Origin of the sequence: Niastella populi (genome assembly GCF_002078015.1) — a bacterium.
In the GTDB taxonomy this organism is placed as follows: Bacteria; Bacteroidota; Bacteroidia; order Chitinophagales; family Chitinophagaceae; genus Niastella; species Niastella populi.
In genome coordinates, this window is record NZ_LWBP01000089.1 from 124,724 (window position 1) to 147,515 (window position 22,792).

General features: G+C 46.3%; 17 protein-coding genes. 10 read left to right on the plus strand and 7 right to left on the minus strand.

What is annotated here, in order from left to right; translation table 11 throughout:
• The first annotated feature begins 660 nt into the window (after positions 1-660).
• The 9 genes from A4R26_RS09690 (at position 661) to A4R26_RS09730 (ending at position 15,250) form a co-directional block, all read left to right on the plus strand.
• Positions 661-3,018, plus strand: coding sequence for a TonB-dependent receptor plug domain-containing protein (locus A4R26_RS09690; protein ID WP_081163583.1), 2,358 nt, complete (start codon positions 661-663; stop codon positions 3,016-3,018).
• Between the two features lie 26 nt (positions 3,019-3,044).
• Positions 3,045-4,295, plus strand: coding sequence for a DUF4374 domain-containing protein (locus A4R26_RS09695; protein ID WP_081163584.1), 1,251 nt, complete (start codon positions 3,045-3,047; stop codon positions 4,293-4,295).
• 291 nt (positions 4,296-4,586) lie between these two features.
• Entirely contained in the window at positions 4,587-6,779 is a 2,193-nt protein-coding gene (locus A4R26_RS09700; RefSeq protein ID WP_081163585.1) for a beta-1,3-glucanase family protein, read from the plus strand.
• A gap of 110 nt (positions 6,780-6,889) precedes the next feature.
• The gene (locus tag A4R26_RS09705) at positions 6,890-7,363 is read left to right on the plus strand and encodes a DUF4920 domain-containing protein (protein WP_081163586.1); all 474 of its coding nucleotides are present in this window, start codon (positions 6,890-6,892) and stop codon (positions 7,361-7,363) included.
• Between the two features lie 261 nt (positions 7,364-7,624).
• Positions 7,625-10,252 (plus strand): TonB-dependent receptor, encoded by a 2,628-nt coding sequence (locus A4R26_RS09710; protein ID WP_278248413.1) that lies wholly within the window; start codon positions 7,625-7,627, stop codon positions 10,250-10,252.
• 11 nt (positions 10,253-10,263) lie between these two features.
• A complete protein-coding gene (locus A4R26_RS09715; protein ID WP_081163588.1) occupies positions 10,264-11,634 on the plus strand; it encodes a DUF4876 domain-containing protein in 1,371 nt (456 codons plus the stop codon).
• A 1-nt stretch (position 11,635) separates the two neighbouring features.
• A complete protein-coding gene (locus A4R26_RS09720; protein ID WP_081163589.1) occupies positions 11,636-13,174 on the plus strand; it encodes a DUF6850 family outer membrane beta-barrel protein in 1,539 nt (512 codons plus the stop codon).
• Between the two features lie 28 nt (positions 13,175-13,202).
• The gene (locus A4R26_RS09725; RefSeq protein WP_081163590.1) at positions 13,203-14,357 is read left to right on the plus strand and encodes a cytochrome-c peroxidase; all 1,155 of its coding nucleotides are present in this window, start codon (positions 13,203-13,205) and stop codon (positions 14,355-14,357) included.
• Between the two features lie 179 nt (positions 14,358-14,536).
• Positions 14,537-15,250: a DUF92 domain-containing protein gene (locus A4R26_RS09730; RefSeq protein WP_081163591.1), complete on the plus strand. Its 714-nt coding sequence runs from the start codon at positions 14,537-14,539 to the stop codon at positions 15,248-15,250.
• A 99-nt stretch (positions 15,251-15,349) separates the two neighbouring features.
• Here A4R26_RS09730 and A4R26_RS09735 read toward each other — a convergent pair whose 3' ends face one another.
• On the minus strand, positions 15,350-15,820 hold the full coding sequence (locus A4R26_RS09735) for a DinB family protein (protein WP_081163592.1): 471 nt from the start codon (positions 15,818-15,820) through the stop codon (positions 15,350-15,352).
• A gap of 116 nt (positions 15,821-15,936) precedes the next feature.
• Here A4R26_RS09735 and A4R26_RS09740 point away from each other — a divergent pair, with 116 nt between their 5' ends.
• Positions 15,937-16,437 carry an HD domain-containing protein gene (locus A4R26_RS09740; protein WP_207625721.1) on the plus strand — a complete coding sequence of 167 codons (501 nt, stop codon included), beginning with the start codon at positions 15,937-15,939 and terminating at the stop codon, positions 16,435-16,437.
• Between the two features lie 205 nt (positions 16,438-16,642).
• On the opposite strand, the gene A4R26_RS09745 is transcribed toward A4R26_RS09740, so the two are convergent.
• From A4R26_RS09745 to A4R26_RS09770, 6 genes are all read right to left on the minus strand, one after another.
• Positions 16,643-17,767 (minus strand): L-dopachrome tautomerase-related protein, encoded by a 1,125-nt coding sequence (locus A4R26_RS09745; protein ID WP_165760215.1) that lies wholly within the window; start codon positions 17,765-17,767, stop codon positions 16,643-16,645.
• Positions 17,768-17,801: 34 nt separating this feature from the next.
• The gene (locus tag A4R26_RS09750; RefSeq protein ID WP_081163593.1) at positions 17,802-18,428 is read right to left on the minus strand and encodes a hypothetical protein; all 627 of its coding nucleotides are present in this window, start codon (positions 18,426-18,428) and stop codon (positions 17,802-17,804) included.
• Positions 18,429-18,799: 371 nt separating this feature from the next.
• On the minus strand, positions 18,800-19,372 hold the full coding sequence (locus tag A4R26_RS09755) for a hypothetical protein (protein ID WP_081163594.1): 573 nt from the start codon (positions 19,370-19,372) through the stop codon (positions 18,800-18,802).
• 240 nt (positions 19,373-19,612) lie between these two features.
• Positions 19,613-19,864: a hypothetical protein gene (locus A4R26_RS09760; protein WP_081163595.1), complete on the minus strand. Its 252-nt coding sequence runs from the start codon at positions 19,862-19,864 to the stop codon at positions 19,613-19,615.
• 230 nt (positions 19,865-20,094) lie between these two features.
• Positions 20,095-20,439 (minus strand): hypothetical protein, encoded by a 345-nt coding sequence (locus A4R26_RS09765; RefSeq protein WP_081163596.1) that lies wholly within the window; start codon positions 20,437-20,439, stop codon positions 20,095-20,097.
• Between the two features lie 379 nt (positions 20,440-20,818).
• Positions 20,819-22,786 carry a RagB/SusD family nutrient uptake outer membrane protein gene (locus A4R26_RS09770; RefSeq protein WP_081163597.1) on the minus strand — a complete coding sequence of 656 codons (1,968 nt, stop codon included), beginning with the start codon at positions 22,784-22,786 and terminating at the stop codon, positions 20,819-20,821.
• Between the last annotated feature and the right edge of the window lie 6 nt (positions 22,787-22,792).

Genomic DNA, 22,792 nt, shown 5'->3' on the forward strand with positions numbered 1-22,792 from the left:
ATAAAAATGTAGAATCAACTTTTATAGTTTGATCAAAATCAAAAGATACTAACGTCAACATTATTTCATATGCTATTTTATTGTTGTATTAAATTTTGTTGTAACTTACAAGTAACCTCTTATATCGTCAGCAATAGATCCTTATAGAAAAGAAATTATTGAAAAACCAGGATAGATCCACGATCCTAAGAAAGCTGGCAACTCTGTTATGAATATCTCATCCGGTTGAGATTTGGTTTGCAGTAGGGAAAATAGCAACTCAGCTATCCGGATCGCCTCATGTTCACACCTTTGAAAGATTTAACTTTCTGTCCCTAATCCCATTTCACCAAAATGTCCCGTTTTTAATTACACCGTTTTCCTGATTTGTATGATCCGTACCCTTATTTTTTTATACCTGCGGCATCCCCTGCCCTGTGATCGGCATTGACACAATTGAAAGACCGCAGGTTGAAACCGCTGCGCTTACCCAAACAGGCGAGCGCCCACTCCCCCATGCGATCTCAAACGCCACCTTTAGCCCGCTCACATGCTGGTTATTGATTATCCGTCAATGATTTTACGGCTTTCGTAAACGGATTTCCCGATCGCTACCCCCATTTACCATGAATGCCAATACTTTCGCGCCGATTTACAGTAACCAAAGTCTGAGCATTCATTATGAACAAAATTGTAGCTTTTTTACTCCTGTGCATTTGTATGGCGCTTACCGCAACGGCACAGGAAAACACAGGTTCCATTAAAGGTGTGGTATTGAACGCCGATGGCAAACCTGCACCGGCAGCTTCCGTTCTGCTTGCTGCCAAACAAATAACCGTTACTACCGATGAACATGGCATTTTCCGCATTGCCAACCTGCAACCCGGATCATACGAACTGGTGATCACTCTTATCGGGCATGAACCGGTAACGCATACCGTAAAAGTGAACGCCGGCAAAACCACCCAGCCCGCTGTTTCGCTGAAAGCCGCCAATAAACAACTGACCAATGTTACGGTTACCGGAAGATCAGACCTGCGTGCGGTAAAGCAACAAGCCTATACGGTAACTGCTATCGACGCTACCCGGCTCCATAATACGCCCAAAGACATCAACCAGGTACTGAACCATACAACCGGTATCAAGATCAGGGAAGAAGGCGGACTGGGTTCCAACTACTCTTTCTCCCTGAACGGTTTTACCGGCAAACAGGTACGCTTTTTTTTAGATGGCATGCCGATGGACAATTTCGGTTCTGCCCTGTCGCTGAACAACCTGCCCATCAATATGGCCGAAAGAATTGAAGTATACAAAGGCGTAGTACCAATTTCTTTAGGTACCGATGCCCTGGGCGGGGCCGTTAACGTAATCACCAACCAGAAAATAAAACAATACCTCGACGCTTCCTATAGCATCGGTTCGTTCAATACCCACCGCGCCTCTTTAAATTCACGCTATACTTTCAATAACGGTTTTACAGTTAACGTGAATGGTTTCTATAATTATTCCGACAACGACTATAAAATAAATGTACAAATACCCGATGCCCAAACCGGCATTTATGGCGAACCGGTAAAAATAAAAAGGTTTCACGATGCCTACCGCTCTCACATGGGCCAGGTAGAAGCCGGCTTTGTAAACAGGCAGTTTGCCGACAAGCTGTTGTTTGGCCTGATCGTGGCCGAAAACAGAAAAGAAGTGCAAACCGGTATGAACATGGACCTGGTGGCCGGCCATGTTTTCAACAGCAGCGAATCACTTATTCCTACCTTCAAGTATAAAAAAGAGAACCTGTTTATAAAAGGGCTAACGGTACTGGCCAATGCCAATATGAGCTTTGTGAAAACAGGCATTACCGATACCAGCTCCCGCAAGTACGACTGGCACGGCAATTACATCGTAAAAACATTCGGCAGCAACTCGGGCGAGATCTCTTACTACAAAACGGAATTCAGGTTCAACGACCGCAACGCGCTCGCTAACGCTAACCTTTCCTATGAAATAAATAAACAGCATAGCTTTAGCCTGAACCATAATTATTCGTATGCCCGCCGGAAAGGGGAAGATCCTATTGCCGTTGATCCGATCCCCTTCAGCGAGCCCAACACCTTATCGAAGCATGTAACCGGTTTGGCCTATAGATATGCCACCCTGAACAACCGGTTTTCCGCAACAGTGTTCACCAAACTCTTCAGCATGCGGGCCAGCACGGTTGAAGCTGAATGGGGAACGCATGAAAGTATGAGCAGCAGTTATAACAAATCGGGCTATGGCGTTGCCGCCACCTGGTTCATCTTCCCGTTTGCACAGGTAAAAGCTTCCTATGAAAGCACCTGGCGTTTGCCCGAAGGCGAAGAAATGTTCGGTAACGGATTGCTGTTACAGAACAACCCTTACCTGAAACCTGAGCACAGTCATAACGTAAACGTTGGTTTGTCACTGGCAAAAACTTTTGGCAAACACAAATTCGAAGGCGAGGTGAATTACCTGTACCGCAAATCAGGCGATTTCATCAGGCTTGAATCGGACGGACAAACAAGCCGGTATTCGAACCTCGACAGCGTAAGAACATCCGGTATTGAATGGGGCGTACGCTATACGTACAACGATGCCTTAACGCTCGAAGTGAACAGCACTTACCAGAATACCCTCAACATAAAAACATATGAGCAGGGCCTTCCTAACTATATTTACTGGGACCGCTTACCGAACATGCCATATTTATTCGGCAGCTTCGATGCAGCATACCGGTTTAAAAAAGCGTTCTATGACCATGATGCGCTTACCATTGGCATAGGCGGAAATTTCACAGAGAAGTTTTATCTCTTCTGGCCAAGCCAGGGCAGCACAGAAAGCAAATTCATCATTCCGCAACAATTCACGCAGGATGCAACAGTAACCTGGTCTCTCCAAAATGGCAGGTACAATATTGCCGTACAATGCGCCAACATAGGCAATGTAAAAGTATATGACAATTTCAGGTTGCAGAAACCCGGCCGCGCATTCAATGTAAAGCTGAGATACTTTTTACATAACTAATTTTTTTCATAGCAAAGCCTTTCACCATGTTCAGTCAAAACTCAAAATATACGCGCTCATTTTTGTTCCTCTTAACCGCAGCCCTGGTGCTGAGCGGTTGTTATAAAGAAAAAAAGAAGTTCCTGCAGGAAGGCGGTAACTACGTTCTTGCCTTACGCACCCAGGGAAGCGGAAACAGCACTACCGACTACCTGCTTACTGCCAATAGCATCAGCACGGGTTATCAAACCATATCGTCAACCGGTAACGGCATCGAACAACTGGCCTGGTGTTATTTTGGCACCACCGGTAATACGGTTATGAGCTTTAGTTATGGCACAAACAACGTAGGCATTGGTTACTCACTGGCCGAAGGCGGCCGCCTGTACGAAAAAGGCAGGATCTCCTTTGAACGTATGGACTGCTTCGGGAAGGGCGACGACAGCACCCTTATTGCTATAGGCGCGCCCTGGGGTGGCGGCAGCTACGATTGCCAGATCCAACTGATAGATACCCGTAACATCAGGATAAAGAAAAAGAAACTGACGCCCTTATACATGCGCGATCCCTCGGATGTGCTGAACAAATGGCCAACCTCCATTGTGGTAAATGATAACAAAATGTATGTTTCTTTCTATCCGCTCGACGGCGTAAGCTGGAGTACCGACCTTACCGATACCGCTTATGTAGCCATATATTCTTATCCCGGACTGGATTCCATTGCTATCATAAAAGATACCCGCACCGGTCCGATCGGTTATTACGGAAACCAGGTGAATATGATTAAAACGGAAAACGGTGATATTTATACGTTCTCACCCAGTTCGCTGTCGTCGGGTTATACGCAGGCAACAAAAAAATCGGGCATCCTGCGCATCAACAGCGGGCAAACAGCCTTCGACCCTTCCTGGTTCTTTGATGTAGAAACCGCCTCCAACGGCGCCAAACTATTGTCAGCAACCTATGCCGGCAGCGGTTTGCTGGTGGCCAGGATGCAAAAAGCGGGCACAGATACAGCGGTTGGCTGGGGTACCTTTGACGTAGAAAATCCTATTTGCCAGGTAGCCATTATTGACCTGAACAATAAAACGGTTAAAATAGTGACCGACATTCCCGATCATGGCGGGCAGTATGGATCGCAGGGATTGTTAGAGGATGGGAAAGTATATGTATCCGTTACTTCCACTATCGCCGGTGAATCGCGCATCTATGCCGTTGATCCGTTAACGGCCACTGCTTCCAAAGCTGCAAAGATCGAAGGACTGGAAGTGCCTGCTATTTACAAGCTAACGAACTAATGAATGAGGGGGTGGCGCTTCGTGAATCGGCAATCGTGAAACGTGAAACGCTGAAGTTTGCCGTTTCACGTCTGCCGTTTGCCGACGTACGCCGCGCCGAGGTTTGCCGCCTGCCTACAAAAGCCCTGGTTACTGCAAATGATATTTAGCCACACATTATTGCAATACAAATATTCAATGCCATGTAACTGCTATCAGTAGCTGTAATGGTCCGTTACTTTTCCACAAAGAAAGTTATCGTGATATTAAAGGGTAATTTTACCCAAATATCCGTTTAACTAACATTTCTTTATGAAAACGACGAAACCTTTTCTACTCAAAGCAGTATGTACAGGCCGCCGGCTGGCACTTGTACTACTTTCCTTTCTCTTTACCGGCAATACATGGAGCCAGCCGGTAGTACCCTTTACATTCAACAACAATTCGGCTTTCAGCGATGCCAACGTGTATGTGGCAGTTGTTGGTATCATCAACGATAATCACGTGTGGATCGATACCAAAACAGGCGCGGTGCGGCCGATGAGCGCTTCAGACAACACAGTTGCAGGACCGGTAATTGGCGGCAACCAGGGACCCGGCGGCAATGGCCGTTATGCCAACTGTTTTGCAAAACTGAGCGAGATCCCCAACAAAACCATCAATATGCCCGGCATCGCAGGCTGCCGCATATTGATCTCGTTCAATTCACAATTATACCTGTACTTCTTTGGCGCATCGGGTGCGCCCAGTGGTTATGCGGCGCCCAACCTCGCCAATCCTACCGATCCCAACCAGGGCATCCGGTTCGAAATGATTGAGCTCACCAACGCGGCCAATGGCTTATGGGCCAATACAACAAGGGTCGATTCGTACCAATACCCCATGGGGCTTGAAGTATGGGGCAATAACGGGTTCTACAAAAAAGTAGGTGAAATAAAAACACACGCGCAGATCCTGGCGCAATGGCAGGCACAGGCGCCGGCCGCCTTTGCCGGTTGTTACGACGCCACCAATGGCATTATTAAATTCCCGTCGAAAACAAGCGCTTTCCAAAGCGGAGCACAGGCCAATTACTTTGGTTCGTACATCGATGCCATCTGGGCCAAATACAGGAATGAGAACCTGGTATTCAACGCCGGCGATGCAGGCATCTGGAGCGGCCGCGTTTCAGGTAACGTATTTACGTTCACCCGTACCTCAGACGGCGCGGTTGGTGTAATAGCCAACAAACCCACCAATACCGAAGCCATGGAAGGCAGTGGTGTATTGGCCAGCGGCGGCCAGTGGGACAAAGTAGTGCAGGCGCAGGTTTGCGCAGCGATCAACCGCCATGCCATCGATCTCAACCTTGGCAACGGCGCTATGCAGGACCTGGCCAACGAATCGAAATACTATGTAACGGCACCATACAACTGGTACTGCAAATTCTGGCATCAGCCCGATATCAGTCTGAACAGCCTTACCTACTCGTTCTGTTACGACGATGTGTTCGATAAATCATCGACCATCAACGCTTCATCGCCCATCCGCGCAACCATCACTGTGGGTGGTTATCCCGGCGGAACATCAGGCGGCGTGGCAACCGTTTATAAAGATTGCAACTATGGCGGTTCGGCAGTGGGCCTGAATGCAGGCTCATATACCCTAAGCCAGCTGAATGCACTGGGTATTTTGAATGACGACATTTCCTCGATAAAAGTAAACAGTGGATATAAGGTTACGCTTTACAAACACGACAATTTTGGCGGAGGCGCAATAGTTAAGACCGGGGAAGACGCCTGCCTGGTCGACGATAACTTCAATGATTCTACCTCATCACTGAAAGTGGAAACGAATTCTTCCGCTTTCTCAACGGTTATACAGGCGGAAGATTATACTTATATGGCGGGTGTGCAAACAGAAGCCACCACCGATGCGGGCGGCGGTTTGAATGTTGGTTATATAGAAGCCGGTGACTGGATGTCGTACAACGTAACCATCCCCGTTGCTGGCACCTATCGCGTTATCTACCGTGTAGCGAGCCCCAACAGCGGCATGACCCTGCGTTTGGAAAAAGACGCCGGAACAACGCAACTGGGTTCGGTAACCATTCCCAATACCGGCGCCTGGCAAAACTGGACCACCGTAGCGCATAATGTAAACCTGCCTGCAGGTACTTACCCTATCGGCATTGCTACGGCAACCGGCGGGTTCAACATAAATTACTTAACCATCACCAGTAATTTATCGGCGCGCCTGGCTACACAGAACATAGAACAGCAGCTGGCAGCGGCGGAAAACAGCGCCCTGAGCATTGCGCCCAATCCGGTACGCAACCAGCTGTACCTTAAAGGGTATGAAAAAGTACAAACACTGACCGTGTATGACCTTGGCGGCCGCGAATTGATGAAAGTGACCAAACCGGGCAGCACCATAAACATTCAATCACTGAATGCCGGTGTATATATTATTAAATTAAATCGTACCGATAACAGTGTTAAAACTGTAAAGATCGTAAAGCAATAGGCAAAAAGTGCCACACTTTGAAAGTGTGGCACTTTTTTGTTTTCACCAAATAAGACAAATGTTTTACAGAAGGTATCACCCCGAAACAGCAGTTTCTCTATTTTTGCAATATGAAACAAATCATCCTCACGGCACTTGTTGCCTTTAGCTTTATAAAAGCATCAGCACAACCACCGGCCGGTGATGCAAAACCCGGCGACTGGTATGGCGAGAAAATACATACCGAAAATGCGATCGACATTGCGCAAATTCCGGCGAAGCTCAATGAGAAGGAGTCGTTCAACACCAAAGTAAAAGCGAAAGTGCTGGATGTTTGTCCGAAAAAAGGCTGCTGGTTAAAGCTGGCCGTTAACGACAGCACCACGGCATTTGTAAAAATGAAAGACTACGGGTTCTTTCTGCCTGTGGCGGTAAAGGGAAAGACCATCGTGATGGATGGCGAAGTAAAGATGCTCACCACATCGGTTGATGAGTTGCAGCACTACGCCAAAGACGCCAAAAAATCACAGGCGGAAATTAACGCCATTACCCAGCCTAAGAAAGAGATCAGGTTTACAGCAACCGGTATCACTGTAGTTGAATAATTACAGGTAACTGGGTAGTATACGGTTTATTGCAACCGGCGTTACCATTGCAAAGAAATTTTCGCCGGCAGTTTGCATAAACACATAACGATACTATTGTATTTTTCTTTTTTCGTAAATGAATTTCCCGGTATGGGTAATATGGTCCTTCGAAAAGGGACCATTTTTGCATTATAGCAATTCCCGATGCCCAAACCGATCAGACAACTCGTTCTATTTATTTTATTGTACCATGTTTCACCTGACCTCTGTGCCCAAACCATGCAGTTGCAAGGCAGGGTTATGGATACAGCCGGAAAGGCGCTCCCCTTCTCCACCATTCGCATTCCCGGGCTCGATGTGCAAACCAGCAGTGCAACCAACGGCACCTTTACCATTTCCGTTACCGGTAATAATAAAAGCTGGCAGGTAGTAATAAGCCATGTAGGAAAAGAGACCGTAACGCGCACCATCAGCGCCAACTCACCAGTTACCATTATACTGCGCGACAAAAGCCTTACGCTGGCCGAGGTGGAAGTATCGGTAACCCGTAAGGGCGGTATTACGCCTTCCTCCATTCTCTTCAATCGCGAAACGATAGAACAGATCCAGGCATTTAGTTTAGCCGATGTATTGAATTACCTGCCGGGGAAAACGACGGTGCCGACCGATTTACAAAGACCCAACACCCTGACCCTGCGAACAAGTGCAGAAGGCAACCATGCCATGGCCAACTCACTGGGAACTGCCATTATTATGGATGGGGTTCGCATATCGAACGATGCAAATATGCAGAACAGAAGCCTGTCGCGATTTGGCATGGGTAGTTCATCCATAAAAGGCTATCAACTCGATGCATTTGATGTACCTTTTACGGGCATCGACCTTCGCGACATTCCGGTTGATAATATTGAAAGCATTGAAGTGATACAGGGCGTGGCGCCCGCACGATACGGCGAATTGACCAGCGGGGCGGTGATCATTACCCGGCAGGCGGGAAAAACAAGATGGCAATTGAATTCCCGCATCAATGGCGGTTCCACCGAGTTCTCACTTTCTAAAGGCTTTGCCTTAGGAAAAAAATGGGGCGCGGTCAATACCAGCCTCACCTACCTCAACAGCAACGCAGACCCGCGCGACCGGGTAAAAAAATACAACCGCATTTCGGGCGGTTTAATGTGGACTACCTGGTTCGGCAAAACGAAAAACACATTTTCTGTTGACTACAATACAAAACTCGATAATGTAAAAGAAGATCCTGATGATGGCGCCAGGCACCGGACCTATTCAAAAAGCCGCAACCTCGGCATCACCAACCGAACCAGCATCTCTTTACCGAATATGTTGTTCAATCAGGCCGACATTACCTTTTCTTATTCCGGCGGTTACCAGGACAGTTACAACCAATGGTTATTAAATGGTCCGCCCAAAGGACTGGCTAATAAAGACACTACCGGCATATACGAGGGTTATTTTCTTCCCGGCGCTTACCTGGCCGAGGAGCGCGTGATAGGGAAACCGGTAAACATTTCGGGCAACATACATAGCAACGCATCATTTAAAACCGGCAAACTAAGTCATCAGCTATCGATTGGTATGGACGTTTCATATGCCGACAATAAAGGAGCAGGAATAGTGGTAAACCCCGACCGGCCGCGTTGGATCGGTCAAAACAATCAAAACGAACGGCCCTATGATTATGAAAAAATGGTGCCCGACATATTGAACGCAGGTTTTTATATCCAGAATAATATCAGCCTGCCCATTCATTCATCACGCATGAAAATTGCAACAGGTATACGGTACAGCCTACAGAACGGATTTGGCGCCTGGCAGCCGCGTATCAACGTTTCATACCCACTTAACAAAGCCCTGGAATTGACGGCCGGGTATGGCATTGCTACAAAATCGCCCACACTCGCCCATCGATACCCCGCCCCCACCTGGCTGGATATCCCGTTATTAAGTTTGTACACAGGACAACCAAACGAAAACCTGTACTTAGTATATACAGAAAAAATCGACACCGACAATAGTAACTTAAAACCGGCCCTTTCCTCGCAATTTGAGGCCGGCCTGCAATATTCATCCCGGTACATCAGCTCTTCCTTTTTTGTATATGCAAAGCTTGACCGCAATGGATTTAACAGTTATGACAAATTTTATCCTTTAGAGCTTCCCGAATATGGTTACACCTATGTTGTTGGCCAGCCGATCAGCTATCATCCTACCGGAAGATCCTTTTTATATGCAACAACCGGAATGCATGTGATCACCAATGGCCTGCAATCGGAGAACTATGGAGGGGAATGGATGATCAAGATCCCAAAGATAAAAGCTATTCAAACCGCCTTCACCGTAAGTAATGCCTATAGCTACAGTTGGTATAAACAAAGCTCCGACCTCCAACTGATCGCTGTAAGTGAGTCATGGATCAATTCGGGCAGCAAAGCGATATACGGAGTATACCAACCCACGGAATACCGCAACTGGTCGGTCATGTCAAAGATCAACAGCGACACCCACATTCCGGCACTTGGATTTGTTGTAAGCTTTTCGGCAGACATATTTTGGGCAAACCGTAAACACTATAAGGAAGACACTGAATTACCGGTAGGATATATCGATCGTAACCTGCAGTATGTAGCTATCGAAAAATATGATGCCGGCAACACAGATTATAATTATTTGTCGCTGGGAAACAGAAAAGAAGTGGATAATATTTATAACCGGGTATACGCAAATATGAGCATGAGGCTGTCAAAAGAAATACAGCAGCGGTTACGGTTCACCCTCAGCGTTTACAATTTCATGAACGCCCAAACGGCGTACTACAACCCCGCAACCCAAACATCGACACAATTAAGAAAACCAATAAGCCTCACGGCAGGCATCAACTTAAAATTATAATTAACTGTAAGATGAAAAGAAGTTTGTATTTGATGATGACAATAGTGACAGGGTTCTGTGCCTGTCAGAAGAAAGACCTTGGCAGCACGGCTACTCCGGTTAATTTAAGCGTTGCTATTGAATATAACAGCGAAGTGAGCTCCATTGGATTACGAAAAGACAGCGCCCTGGTTCGCATTACCAATAATACCAGCGGCACCACAAAGGAAACGTATACCAATATCAATGGCGTTGCCAGTTTTGAAAGTATAACGCCGGGGCACTATACTATTACAGCCTCCATTTCCATACCCAGAAGCACCTATCAGCAATTAAGCGGCACGGTAGTGGAGCAGGACGTTGCATTCAATGGTAACATCACCAATGAATCAATTACACAGCAACAGACGAAAATCAAGGTGCCATTGGTTACAGGTCGTATTGGCAACTGGGTGTTTAAGCAGATCTATTATGCCGGGTCTAATACTTCCAGCGGGGCCGTTTTTCGCGATCAGTTCTTTGAGATCTATAATAACTCAACCGATACCCTTTATGCCGATAGCCTTTGCTTTGCTCAATTGATCGGTGTAAATAATACTTCGGCAAATTATCCAACGCACGGCTATTTGCCCAATAATCAATTCGACTGGACAAAATCAGTGGGCATGAACGATGCAAACGCCAACACCAATTATGTATATGCGCGTGCCGTTTTCATGATCCCGGGTACAGGCAAACAATTACCCGTATTGCCTGGCAAAAGCATGGTGATAGCGCAAACCGCCCTTGATCATACGGCGCCTTACTACCTGAATGATGGCACGATGCAACAAATTACCAATCCCGCGTTAACTATCGATCTTTCAGGCGCTGATTTCGAAGCTTACCTGGTTGATTATAAAAGAGCGGAATCCGGCAACTCACCCACTTTCAATCCATACAAATGGGATGTTGACAATCCGGCCGTACCTAATTTGAAAGTATTTTATTCAACCATAAACGATATGATACTTGAGAACACCGGCCGCGACGCCTTCGTATTATATAAAACAGGAGGCGCAGACCCTAAAACCGGGTTCCCGTTCTTTGCAGCGCCCAATATTACCACCGTATTACCAACTACCAACCTGTATCAACAGATCCCGGTACAACTTGTTATTGACGCAGTGGAACTACAAAGAGTTACAGAAAGTTCACGGGTACCAAAACGACTGCCTAACTCGCTCGATGCCGGTCCAACCAATGTGTCGGGTGGAGAATACACTTCTCAATCACTCGTACGCAAAACAGCCAGATCAGTGAACGGCCGCCGGATCCTGCAGGATACCAATAACTCAGCCAATGATTTTGTTACCAGGGCAAAAGCCGACCCTTCTAAAACCGACGCTTCTTTCACCTATTAACATGCGAACTTTTATTTTATATCTTCTCTTTGGTTTGCCGGGCACTCAACTGATGGCCCGGCAAATCATTTCTTCCGATAGCATTTATTTATTCAAACAAACCAGCCGTCAGTTGGCATGGTCACATGATGGTGCAACCCATTTGATCTTTAATGATTTTACCAACATTGCCCGGTCGCAGCTGTACACAGGCCATGAACAAGGCAGTTTCCATAAATCGCAGGAAGCTTACCGGCAAACAGTGGCAGGTTTTCATACAGATGGTGTAAAAAAAACCGGCCGCTTTTATCTGGCCGGTCAGTTTGATTTTGAAAAACGCTGGGATGACAGCCTTGCCTGGAGAAATGCGGGTGAATACAACGAAGCCCAGCCCTATTACTTCTTCGCAGGCAAAGCAGGAAAATTTGAAAAGCAACTGTTTAATTTGTCAGCCACAGCCACATATAATCTTTGGAAGAAAAAATTATACCTGGGCATGGCTGGCAATTACCGCTATCATTGGACCACCCGTTCAGTAGATCCACGGGCAGACAGTAAAGAATTCTCCACCCGGTTAAGCCCGGAAATAACGGGACGTTTTGGAAAAAATGTACTGGGCGCCGGTTTGATATGGGGCCGGGGAAGTGATATTACCAGTATAACCTATAAAAACAAAGATTTTAATGGCAATCAAACATACATTGAACGAAATAATTTCATGAGCCTTGGCTTTGGTCATATTGGTAAAATGGACAGATACCTGAACCGCTACCATGAAACAAATGGCTTCCTGGCCAGTTACGCCACCCGGTTCACAAACTGGGAATTACAAGCCAGTGGCAGGTACGAACTTCGGCAGGAAGATATTTCTTTAGATACCACATCAACCAGAAATAACCATTTTTTGTACGCCTTCCTGCAACAGGAAAAAACATTGGGCAATTTATTGCTTACTCACAATGGCAGCAGGAACCGCCAACAATGGGAATTGACTTTCGAAACGGAAAGTATGCTGAACCAGGCAAGCGAATTCAATGGCACTAGCTACCAGTACACCGCAAGCGAAATAAACCTTTCATACCGCCAACTATGGCAAAAGCGCACAGGCATCAGTGTAGAAGCCGGCGCCGGCTGTGATTATAAGGAGCGGTTCAAAGAAGACATTGTAGCAGCACATAAACATCAATTGCAGGTTATAACACCACATGTATACGCTGCCCTTTACCGCCGCGAACCTGGAAAAAGCGCGCTATCGCTTAGTGTAATGCCTTCATTCAGGCATACCCTCACCAACGAACTATCGGTACCCAAAACCCAGGAAAATTATTTTACCAGGGGTGTTGTGTACACCGATTATGTATACTGGCAAAAGAACAGCTGGGGCATCGCTTCACAATTTAATTTTATAGAGAAAGAAAATTCAAAAAAGCATCGGCTGGGCTGTACAGTGAATATTAAATATCAACAGGCAACTAACGGAAGTCAAACCGACTTACCGGCTTTATATCTACCTTCGGGCAGTCGCTGGAGCGCCGGCGCATCCCTGAATTTGTATTTGTAAGCGATAAAGAACCGGTCTCAACTGAACTATGAAAAAAGCATTTATTCTATTCCTCATTACGGCTGTTACAGGTATTTGTATCTCATTTACCCGCAACACAATTGACCCCGCTTATCCCTCCTGGGTGAAAACCTATGAAGACACACTCCTGTATTGGTATTCCCAACCCGCCAAAAACTGGCCAAAGCCAACCATCGACAGTGGCGTGGTATGGACCGAACTGGGCATTGTGCCCGAAAGCCCTTTGAAACCTCAATTTGATGTACTGAAAGATAAAATTGAGTTAGGCAAACTGTTGTTCTTCGATCCGCGCCTGAGCGGGAGCGGACAAATCAGTTGCGCCAGTTGTCATGTACCTGATCTGTCCTGGACGGATGGCCGCGAAAAATCGGCCGGTCACGACCAGCAAATGAACAAGCGCAATGCACCCACCATTCTGAACAGCTGGTTTTACAAAAACCTTTTCTGGGATGGCCGCAGCAATGGCCTCGCCGATCAGGCATTTGGCCCCATCAACAGCGAATCGGAAATGCACAGCAGTATGAGCGCAACCGTTTCCACCCTTGAAAAAATAGCTGCCTACAAACCCCTGTTCCAAAAAGCATTTGGTTCGCCTGAGATAAATCCCGAAACAGTAACGGAAGCGATCGCCACATTTGAAAAAACGGTGGTGAGCCGCAAAGCCGCTTTCGATAAATTCGTGGCCGTGCGTGATACCATTGAATTCAGCAAAGCTGCATTGCGTGGCCTTCACCTGTTTCGTACAAAAGCGCGTTGTATGAACTGTCACAACGGTCCCCTGTTAACCGATAATTCATTTCACAATATCGGCCTCACCTATTTTGGCCGCGAGTATGAAGATTTAGGAAGATATAAAGTCACTCACAAACCCGAAGATGTAGGCAAATTCAAAACGCCATCGCTGCGCGATGTGATTCGCACCCGGCCCTGGATGCACAACGGGTTGTTCGATAATATCGAAGGTGTGTTGAATATTTACAATTCGGGTATGCCTATCAGGCCAAAACCCGCACAGGAAAACGATCCGTTGTTTCCCAAAACAGACCCGCTGATAAAAAAGCTGAATCTTACCAAAGCAGAAAAGGCCGATCTCATTGCTTTTCTGGAATCGATAACCGCGGTGCCGACGAAAGTGCGGCAACCGGTATTACCCGGACGATGAGGAGGGCTGTTTAAGTAGTAAGTTGTAAGTTGTAAGTTATAAGTAGTTTACGCGCGAAGCGCGATGTTGTATTCACTTAAAACTTATAACTTAAAACATTTAACTTTTTTGCTTTCACCTGTATTCGCTTTAAGCTTTCGGCTTTCAGCTTTTAGCTGTATTCCTGTATTTTTGCCCCAATGCATTCCACCGACATAATCGTTCTGTTATTCATCTGCGCCATGGTAGCCGCCAGCATCGTTTTCCGCAAATTAACGGTAGCTGGTGCACTTACAGGCGGCTGCCTGGCGGCATTGCTGTATAAAGGCGCAGGTATTACCGGTATCATCATGCTGGGTGCATTTTTTGTCGCCGGTACGGCCGCCACTGCTTTTGGCCGCCGGCGAAAAGAACAGCTGGGTATTGCAGAACATAATAAAGGCCGGCGAAACGCCGGGCAGGTGCTGGCCAATGGCGGTGTGGCCGCATTAGCCGGCCTACTGGCCTGGATGTATCCGCAACAGGCATCTTTATGGCAACTGGCCGCAGCCGCGTCGCTCGCCTCTGCCAGCGCCGACACGCTGTCTTCTGAAATGGGAAGCGTGTATGGAAGATCGTTCTACAATATTCTTACCTTAAAAAAAGACCAGTGCGGGCTCGACGGGGTAATAAGTTTGGAAGGCACCTTGTGGGGCATTGCCGGCAGCGCCCTGATCGCGGGGGTCTTTGCGATCGCTTATGGATATAGCGTATTGGCCCTTTGGATCGTGGTGGCCGGTTTTATTGGCAATATGGCCGATTCCCTGCTCGGCGCCTCACTCGAACGCAAAGCCTGGTTAAAGAACGACCAGGTAAATTTTCTGAATACGCTTATTGCCGCATTAGCCGGCATAGCTGGTACCAGGCTTTTATAATGACGGAAACCAGCGAGGCATGAAAATAATGGGCATCTCCTAAATAAAAGAACCACAAACCACAAACAACAAACAACAAACAACAAACAACAAACCGTCTTATTCCAACTGCCCGATGATCTTTTTCAACAGCACGATCTGCCCGAGGTGATAATGATTATGCTCAACGATGCCTTGTATATTGCGGTAATAGTTACCGTATTTCTCACTTACAAAGATCTCCCCGAATTTGCTTTCAGGCAGTTTCTCTACTTCGCTGGCAAAAGCCTCTGCATCGGCAAATACTTTTTTCTGCAGGTTATCCCAGTCTTCCTGGTTCTTTACAGGCGGGTGATCAAATGCATTATTATCATGTGCATCGAACGGCTGTCCTTTGAATACCGGCAGTACCCGGCTCACATAATAATTCATATGAAACAACAAGGTAGCGATCGTATTGCAGGAATAGATCTGCGTAGTGGCCAGCTCCCAGTCTACACCGGCCAGACTGTCTTTCAGGTTCACATCGGTCCAGTTATCTCCCAAATACACCTCTCTGAAATGTTTGGCCACTTGTTGAGGAAGGTTCATTGTTTTTAATTTTTGTTACTGAGGTAATATTTCGAAAATTTACGAAAAAAAGCCCGCTACAATCTAATTCAACTGATTAAATTGCTAACATAAATTACATTACGCAAAAAGATTAAATGAAAACTAACCTAAGCATCGATAAGCTGCAAAACATCTGGCAAAAAGTAACCATTTTACACAGCGGACAAACCTATGGCGGTTCGCAAAAGGATGAAAGAATTGAATATATCAACCATATTGCCAGCGTGGTATTTGAAATACAAAACGCCATGCAGCACACAGCCGATTTCGATGGAGAACTGGCGGTAAGCTGCGCCCTGCTGCACGATACCATTGAAGACACGTCTCTTACCATCGATGAATTGAAACAGCTTTTCGGCGAACAAATTACAGCCGGTGTTCTTGCACTAACAAAAGATAAACACAAACCAAAAGACCAGCAGATGGCCGACAGCCTTGCCCGCATCAAAGCGCAACCCAAAGAGATTTGGGCCGTTAAAATGGCCGACAGGATCTGCAACCTGTATGCCCCACCCTATTATTGGAACAACCAGAAAAAACTGGGTTACATAGAAGAAGCCAGAATCATCCCATACCCAACTGAAAGATGGAAATGAATTCCTGGCAAACAGGCTCATGCAGAAAATTGAAGAGTATAAGAAGTTTATTATATAACTAAGCTATTGCTGGTTTCTTTCTCCCAGGTCTTCCCCCTTCCTCTTCTTTCCAATTGCAAATATTAAAAATGCAACTATCCCTATCAGGAATACTATTGAAATTAGCCAGACAAACATAAAACAAAAGTTAAATGAATGAACATTGTTACGGCAGCTTTAGTTTGTAGATAGCATAGGGCGCGGTACGTTTATTCACACCATTGTTGTATTCAGGTTGTTTTTGAATTTGTGAACAGCTTATGTATAAATAACCGTCTTCTGAAATCGAATAGCTGTCGGGCCAAATGAGGCGGTCATCCGTTATCAGGTTTTGCATTTTAAGGTCGGGGCTTATCTTTTTGATCGAATAGGTGCGCATATCCCCAAGGTATAAATTGCCTTTACGATCGAAGATCATTCCATCGGTTGGAACAAAATGACCGAGGTCTTCAACCTTTGCGCCCAGCGCTTCACTGCTCATACCATCATTACGCAGGTGTTCGGTGCGAATTCGGTACAATTTATCATCGGTAAGCGGTTTGTAATACAACCAGTCACCATCTGGCGTAAGCGCAATACCATCAGAATGTATTTTTACAGGCTGGCCGTTCTTTGTAAGTTCCTGCCCGTCAATAATGAATGTAAATGCCGGGTCCGATTTGGTGGAATGATGATCCTGCAATACCTGCCGGGCTGTTCCCGAAGCCAGGTTCACCACTACAATACCGCCTTCATTCGAATTGGTGAGGTAAGCGTATTGCCGTTTGTTATCGATCCGCACATCGTTTAGATAGCTATTAGGCCCCGCTACCCCGTCGAAGAAATAAGTATGTTCAGTGGTATTGGTGGCCAGATCAATTTTCACCAGCTTATGACTGTTCTGATACACGCCTTCCATTTTTGGCGATGCGGGGTCTACCACCCACAATTTGTTCTTATCATCGGTATAAACCGCCTGCACGCAAACCCATTTGTCTTTCCCGTTCTCACCGGCCTGCCAGCTGTTCATATACAAATTGGGATACGGCTGTTTGTACATCCAGTGATTTTCCTGTTTGGGTCCATTGCTTTCCCCGCCCACTTCCACCACTGCATATTTATAGATGTCAGACCATAAAGGGTAATTGGTGAACAGGCGCCCCTGTGATGAAATGGCCACGCCGGTAAGCTGAAAGGTATCATCTTTAAAAACCGTGGCCAGCCGGTCAAATTCAGGCTCACAATGCAACTTATCGCAGGAAGATAGATATACACTGAGGCAGCAAATGACAATTGAAATAAAACGGATCATACAGCGTCGTTTATTTAAAAAAAGTTATACTGGTCTATTTTAATAACCCAAGGGTCAATGCCTTCCATTGCAGGTTAGCGAGGCCCAGTTGAGCGCCTAAGTACACGAACCAGTTCCTGATCCTGGCGATAAGATTTGAACTCTGTGGATTGCTGTGTTCATTTCTTCCGAAAACGATAGCCACAATGGTCAATTGTTTTCTATACACCACGAATGTGGAGGTTGCCGGCTGGTCGAAAAAATGGGTTGTTGTTGTATCCTTCACCAGGGGGTTCGATGCTGCCCTTACGGTAATAAAAACCAGCTGGCGTTCTTCAGCCAGCTTCTCGCCCACCTGTTGCACCTGTACCCAGTCGGCCCCATCCCCATCGGGATTATCGGGCCCGGGGATATTTATCCGCAGGTAATCGGCTTTTTGAACCGGTCTGTTCACGGTGTTGCCTGTTTCATCGAACAATTGAAAAGTAGCGGTAGATTTTCCGGCGTATTCATTCCAGCGGTTTACGTTACGCAACCTGGCCGAGGCAATGGTAAAACATTCGTTTGCATGGTTACTGTTGCGGCAATTAAGGCCGCTATAGGTAAATGAGGACTGCCCCGTTCTTTGATCAGGTACAATATCTTTCAACCATTGATCTTTCAGCACAGATTTCTCACTCATGTTCTTGATGCCGTTTAATTATAAGACTATGCCATAGCCATGCCACAGGCCATGATCCCTACCAAAAAAACAATCCATTAAATAGTGTAATAAAAATTTCTGCCAGAGTTTTCAGCAGAGAGAGCAAAGTGTATGATCAATCGGTTGTGAAAATTACCGTTGTGGCACTAATTTAATACAATGAATTTAATAAAAAAAATATTGTAGCGATCACTGCACATAATTCAGGAAGCGGCCAAAAAAGTAATGCAGGCATAATTTTTTCAGCGGTGATCAGAAAAGTTCCTCTATATAAATTAAACGGCAGGCGTCAGGCATATCAAATGCCGGCCATAAGGTAAATGCCGGCACCTGAAGATCTACGTACTGTTTTATTTCAACTGACTCAACGCACTCAACCATCCCGGTTTTGCTGCGGCCCAGTTACTGGTAAATGCTTCCGGCTTTAAACCGTTTTCCAAACTTTTAAGTAAACCTGCCGCATCGGACATGGTCTTTATCCTGCCACTCACATTCATAAGCGATTTGGCAGTGCTGCCCTGTTTGAACATCTCTGGTTTTATGAACCCGATGAGCGAGCTAACGGTATTGGCTATGTCTACCGCAGTGGCGGCTTTCCGGGCATTGCCCAATATACCCTCTTTGGCGCCGGCCCAGGTACTGAGAAAGGAGGTGGGTTTTAATGCGCTGGTGAACTGGGTCAGTAACCGGCCGGGAGAAGCAGCGGCATTTTTATTTATCCCGGGAAGCTGGGCAGCAACGGAGGTGCAGAACAATACAAGCAGCGTAGCGCCGGCAAGCATCTTTTTCATGATCGGAGTGTCCACAACAGAATTGCCTGCCGCCTGTACGGCTTCATCGTTCTTCTGATTGGGAATTGCAGGGTTGCTGATAATAGCATCCCCGGCCTGCTGCTTTACGAGGTTAAATAGATTGTCCAGCATATACACTCTTTTATTGGTTATAAAACAAATAGTGCTATGGGCCGGACTGTAATAAGGGGGTTCGCAGGGGGAAGTATAACCGAAAATCAAAGAGTCGCAAACAACGTACGCGCAGGGCATACGGAAACGATCACCTCAAAAATATCACACGGCTGCAAAGGCGGTGTAAGTTGTTTACTGCGAGGCTAAGGTATGTTATTTATTAAATTTATACATTATTTTATGAATGCATAAATTTTTCTAAACAACCACTGGCTCATCGTTCCAAATTTCGATCTGAATGTAATAACCGATGTCGAAGTACCTGACGATCTTTTTGGCGAAGTTTTGAATGGGATCGCTTTCCGGTGCAATGGGCTGCACTTCAAAATAGTGCTCATCGGTTTTAACAACCTGGAAAAGTGTGTCGGTGTTGAATTCGCGGGGAGAGTTGTTGAAGCGGATCTTATCTCCCTGAAATACACGTTGGGTGTTGGCAAGTGATTTCCACATGGTATCGGATTTTAGATTAAAGCAGAAATTTAACTATTAGGTATAACAAATGCAATGGTTCAGCTTATATTTATTTAAACCACATAGGACAAAACCCTGATTTAAACGGCCCTCATTTGCCAACCCGTGCATTTAATACACGAAGCCAGGGAAATTTGTGCCTATGTGGAATATTACAGGGATTTAACCCGGGCTGGTAAACGTATAATTACCCGGTCATCACTGCCGAATTAGTTAAAGTCCTTGATTTTTACGAAGCGATTATTGGGATCTACATAATAGTAGCCCAACTTTACTGCTGAATCAACCTTGTATGGTTTTTCTTCAGGGATGGCCAGCTCGTTCTTTTTGATGGTGAGGAAGACCCATTTGTCAATAAACTGGGTCAGGAAATGATGTTGCTGGGTGTCGGAACCCCGGTACAATACGCAATTAGTGTTGGCTTTTGCTGTGTCTTTGTTGTACCACTGTTGTACTTCCTGTACAGTCCAGACAGTTCTTTGTGCCTGGTATGAAGCTGTGCAGGATGCAAAGACAGCCATTATGCCAATAACAATAGGGACATTCATTTTCATTGGTAATGGATTAGAATTTATACTTCTCGCAAAGTATGGCATCTTTCAAGCAAAAACAATACCAGATATTGAAAAAATTTCGATGCATTATAGTTTGTTTTATAGTGTAGTACTGTTACTTCGAATAATCACGACAGATAGCTCCAAAATTTTCGATTTATGATTTATGATTTCGGGATTTATCAAAAGGCTGAAATTTAAATGAAATCTCAAAATCTCTAAATCTCCAAATCCCAAAATCAGCAATCAGCAATAAAAAGGTGGAATCCTTATGAGATCCCACCTTACATATTGATCAGGACCTTAACTCTTATATAAAGTTTCGGGCCTGGTATTAAATCTAAAAATCAGCAATCAGACATCAACAATCAGCAATCAATTACCAGCCGGGGTTTTGCATACCGGCTTTTTCTTCAGCCGACAATGGTCTTCCCGATGTCTTTATCTGATCGAGGAACGACTGAGGAATGGGCCTCAGGTAATCCTTGGCGGCCGGTTTTGCTTCGGCATTGAACGCCTGGCAGCGGGCCACCAGTGTTTTGGTGCGCGTCAGGTCTTCCCACCGCGTCAACTCACCTATGAGTTCGCGTGAGCGCTCATTCAAAATAAACTGCAGGAATTTACTGGCATCGCTGCCGGCATTCAGCAAACTGTAGAATTCACGTGTTGAGCTGAAGATCTCGCCTACATTATTGATGTGCATATCGCTTAAAGTACTTGCCGTGGTGGGCACTGCGATATCGTTCGATTCGTAATACGTGTTCCGGTCGCTGTAGGAAACAAATGCTGCGGTATTAGCGGCTGCATTGGTTTTGTAAGCCACGCCGCCGTCAACGTAAAAATCACGGTCCTCGCCATTCTTATAAGCCGCGCGGTCGCGCAGCGCGTTGATAAAAGGCAATGCATCGACATACTGTCCTTTACGGCCATACGCTTCGGCTACCATTAAATAGGTATCGGCGAGGCGCGCCAGTATTCCGTCGCGGCGGCCGAACTGCGATGCTACCGTTTCCCGTGATCCATCGGCAAATTTCGACAAACCTACATAACGGGAGGCGCTGTAATTTCCATGGTTTCCCAACATATTTCCGGCCTGGCCATTGAAATAACGCACAAACATATGCGGTGCTCGAAAGTTTATATTATCCGACGTATAGCGGTTGTCGCCGGCATTGTTTACTATATATAGAATAGACTCCTGTCCGCCGGTAAATTTTGCTACACCCACCTGTGCGGGCGTGGGGGCATAGGTAGCATTCCATTTGGGTGCGCCATTGGGGTTGTTGCAGAGATACCGGGTCTTGAAGCTCTTCCAGAAACGCGAATCATTTACGCGGTCAAATACATCCAGGGCGTAATCGGTTGAACGCAGGCGTTGGAACTCGCGGCCGCCGGGCAGATCGCGCACCATACCGGCCAGGTTCTGGTAAACCGACGGATAATGTAAATGCAGCTGATTGCCATAACGACCCTGGGTAGAAGTATTACTGCTGAACTGGGCAGAAAGGATGATCTCTGCATTTGTTTCATTGGCGGCGTCGGGACCGGTATAATTCCAGAGATCGACGAAATTGGTTGCCAGTTTATGACCGCTGGTATTGATCACCTCGTTGCCGTATTTGATAACCTCATCGAGGTCGGCGGCCTTAGTGGCACTGTTCCAGCCATTATATGCTTCGCTGGCCCTGAACAAATGCACCTTTGCGAGGAAATGTGCGGCCGCCCATTTGGTAATACGGCCTCTTTGCGCCGCTGTGGGCGGCAGCAGATCATAAGCCTGCTTCAGATCGCCCAGGATCTGTTCAAACACTTCCTGCTCGCTATTGCGGGTAAATTCAAATTCAACCGATGTCGATGGAAGCAGTTTCAACGGTACGCCGCCATACTGGTTCAGCAGTTTGAAATAATTGAAGCCACGCATAAAGTACCCCTCTCCCAGCCTGGTGTTCTTGTTAGGGCCTTCATAATAAGTAGGCACGTTCTGGATAATGATGTTGGCAGAGTTGATGGCCCCGTACATGTTATCCCAAACGGTACGTACATCACCGGTAAGTGAATTCAGGTTGGCATCATAAGAGTTCCACATCTGCATGGTGGGGTCGCCGCCAACGGTAAACTCGTCAACACCATAGTTTGTGGTGGCATAAGCCCACTCGTAGTTGAAATGAAAACGAAGGCTTTGATACATACCGGTAGCCAGCCCGTCGAGCCCCGCCGTTGTTTCATAATCTGCCGTGCTTCTTGCAGTGATCAGTTCTTCGTTCAAAAATGACTTACTACAGCCACCTCCAATAGCGAGCGCCAGTGCCAATGCGCCTACGGGAGTAAATATTTTGAAGTATTTCATATGTAA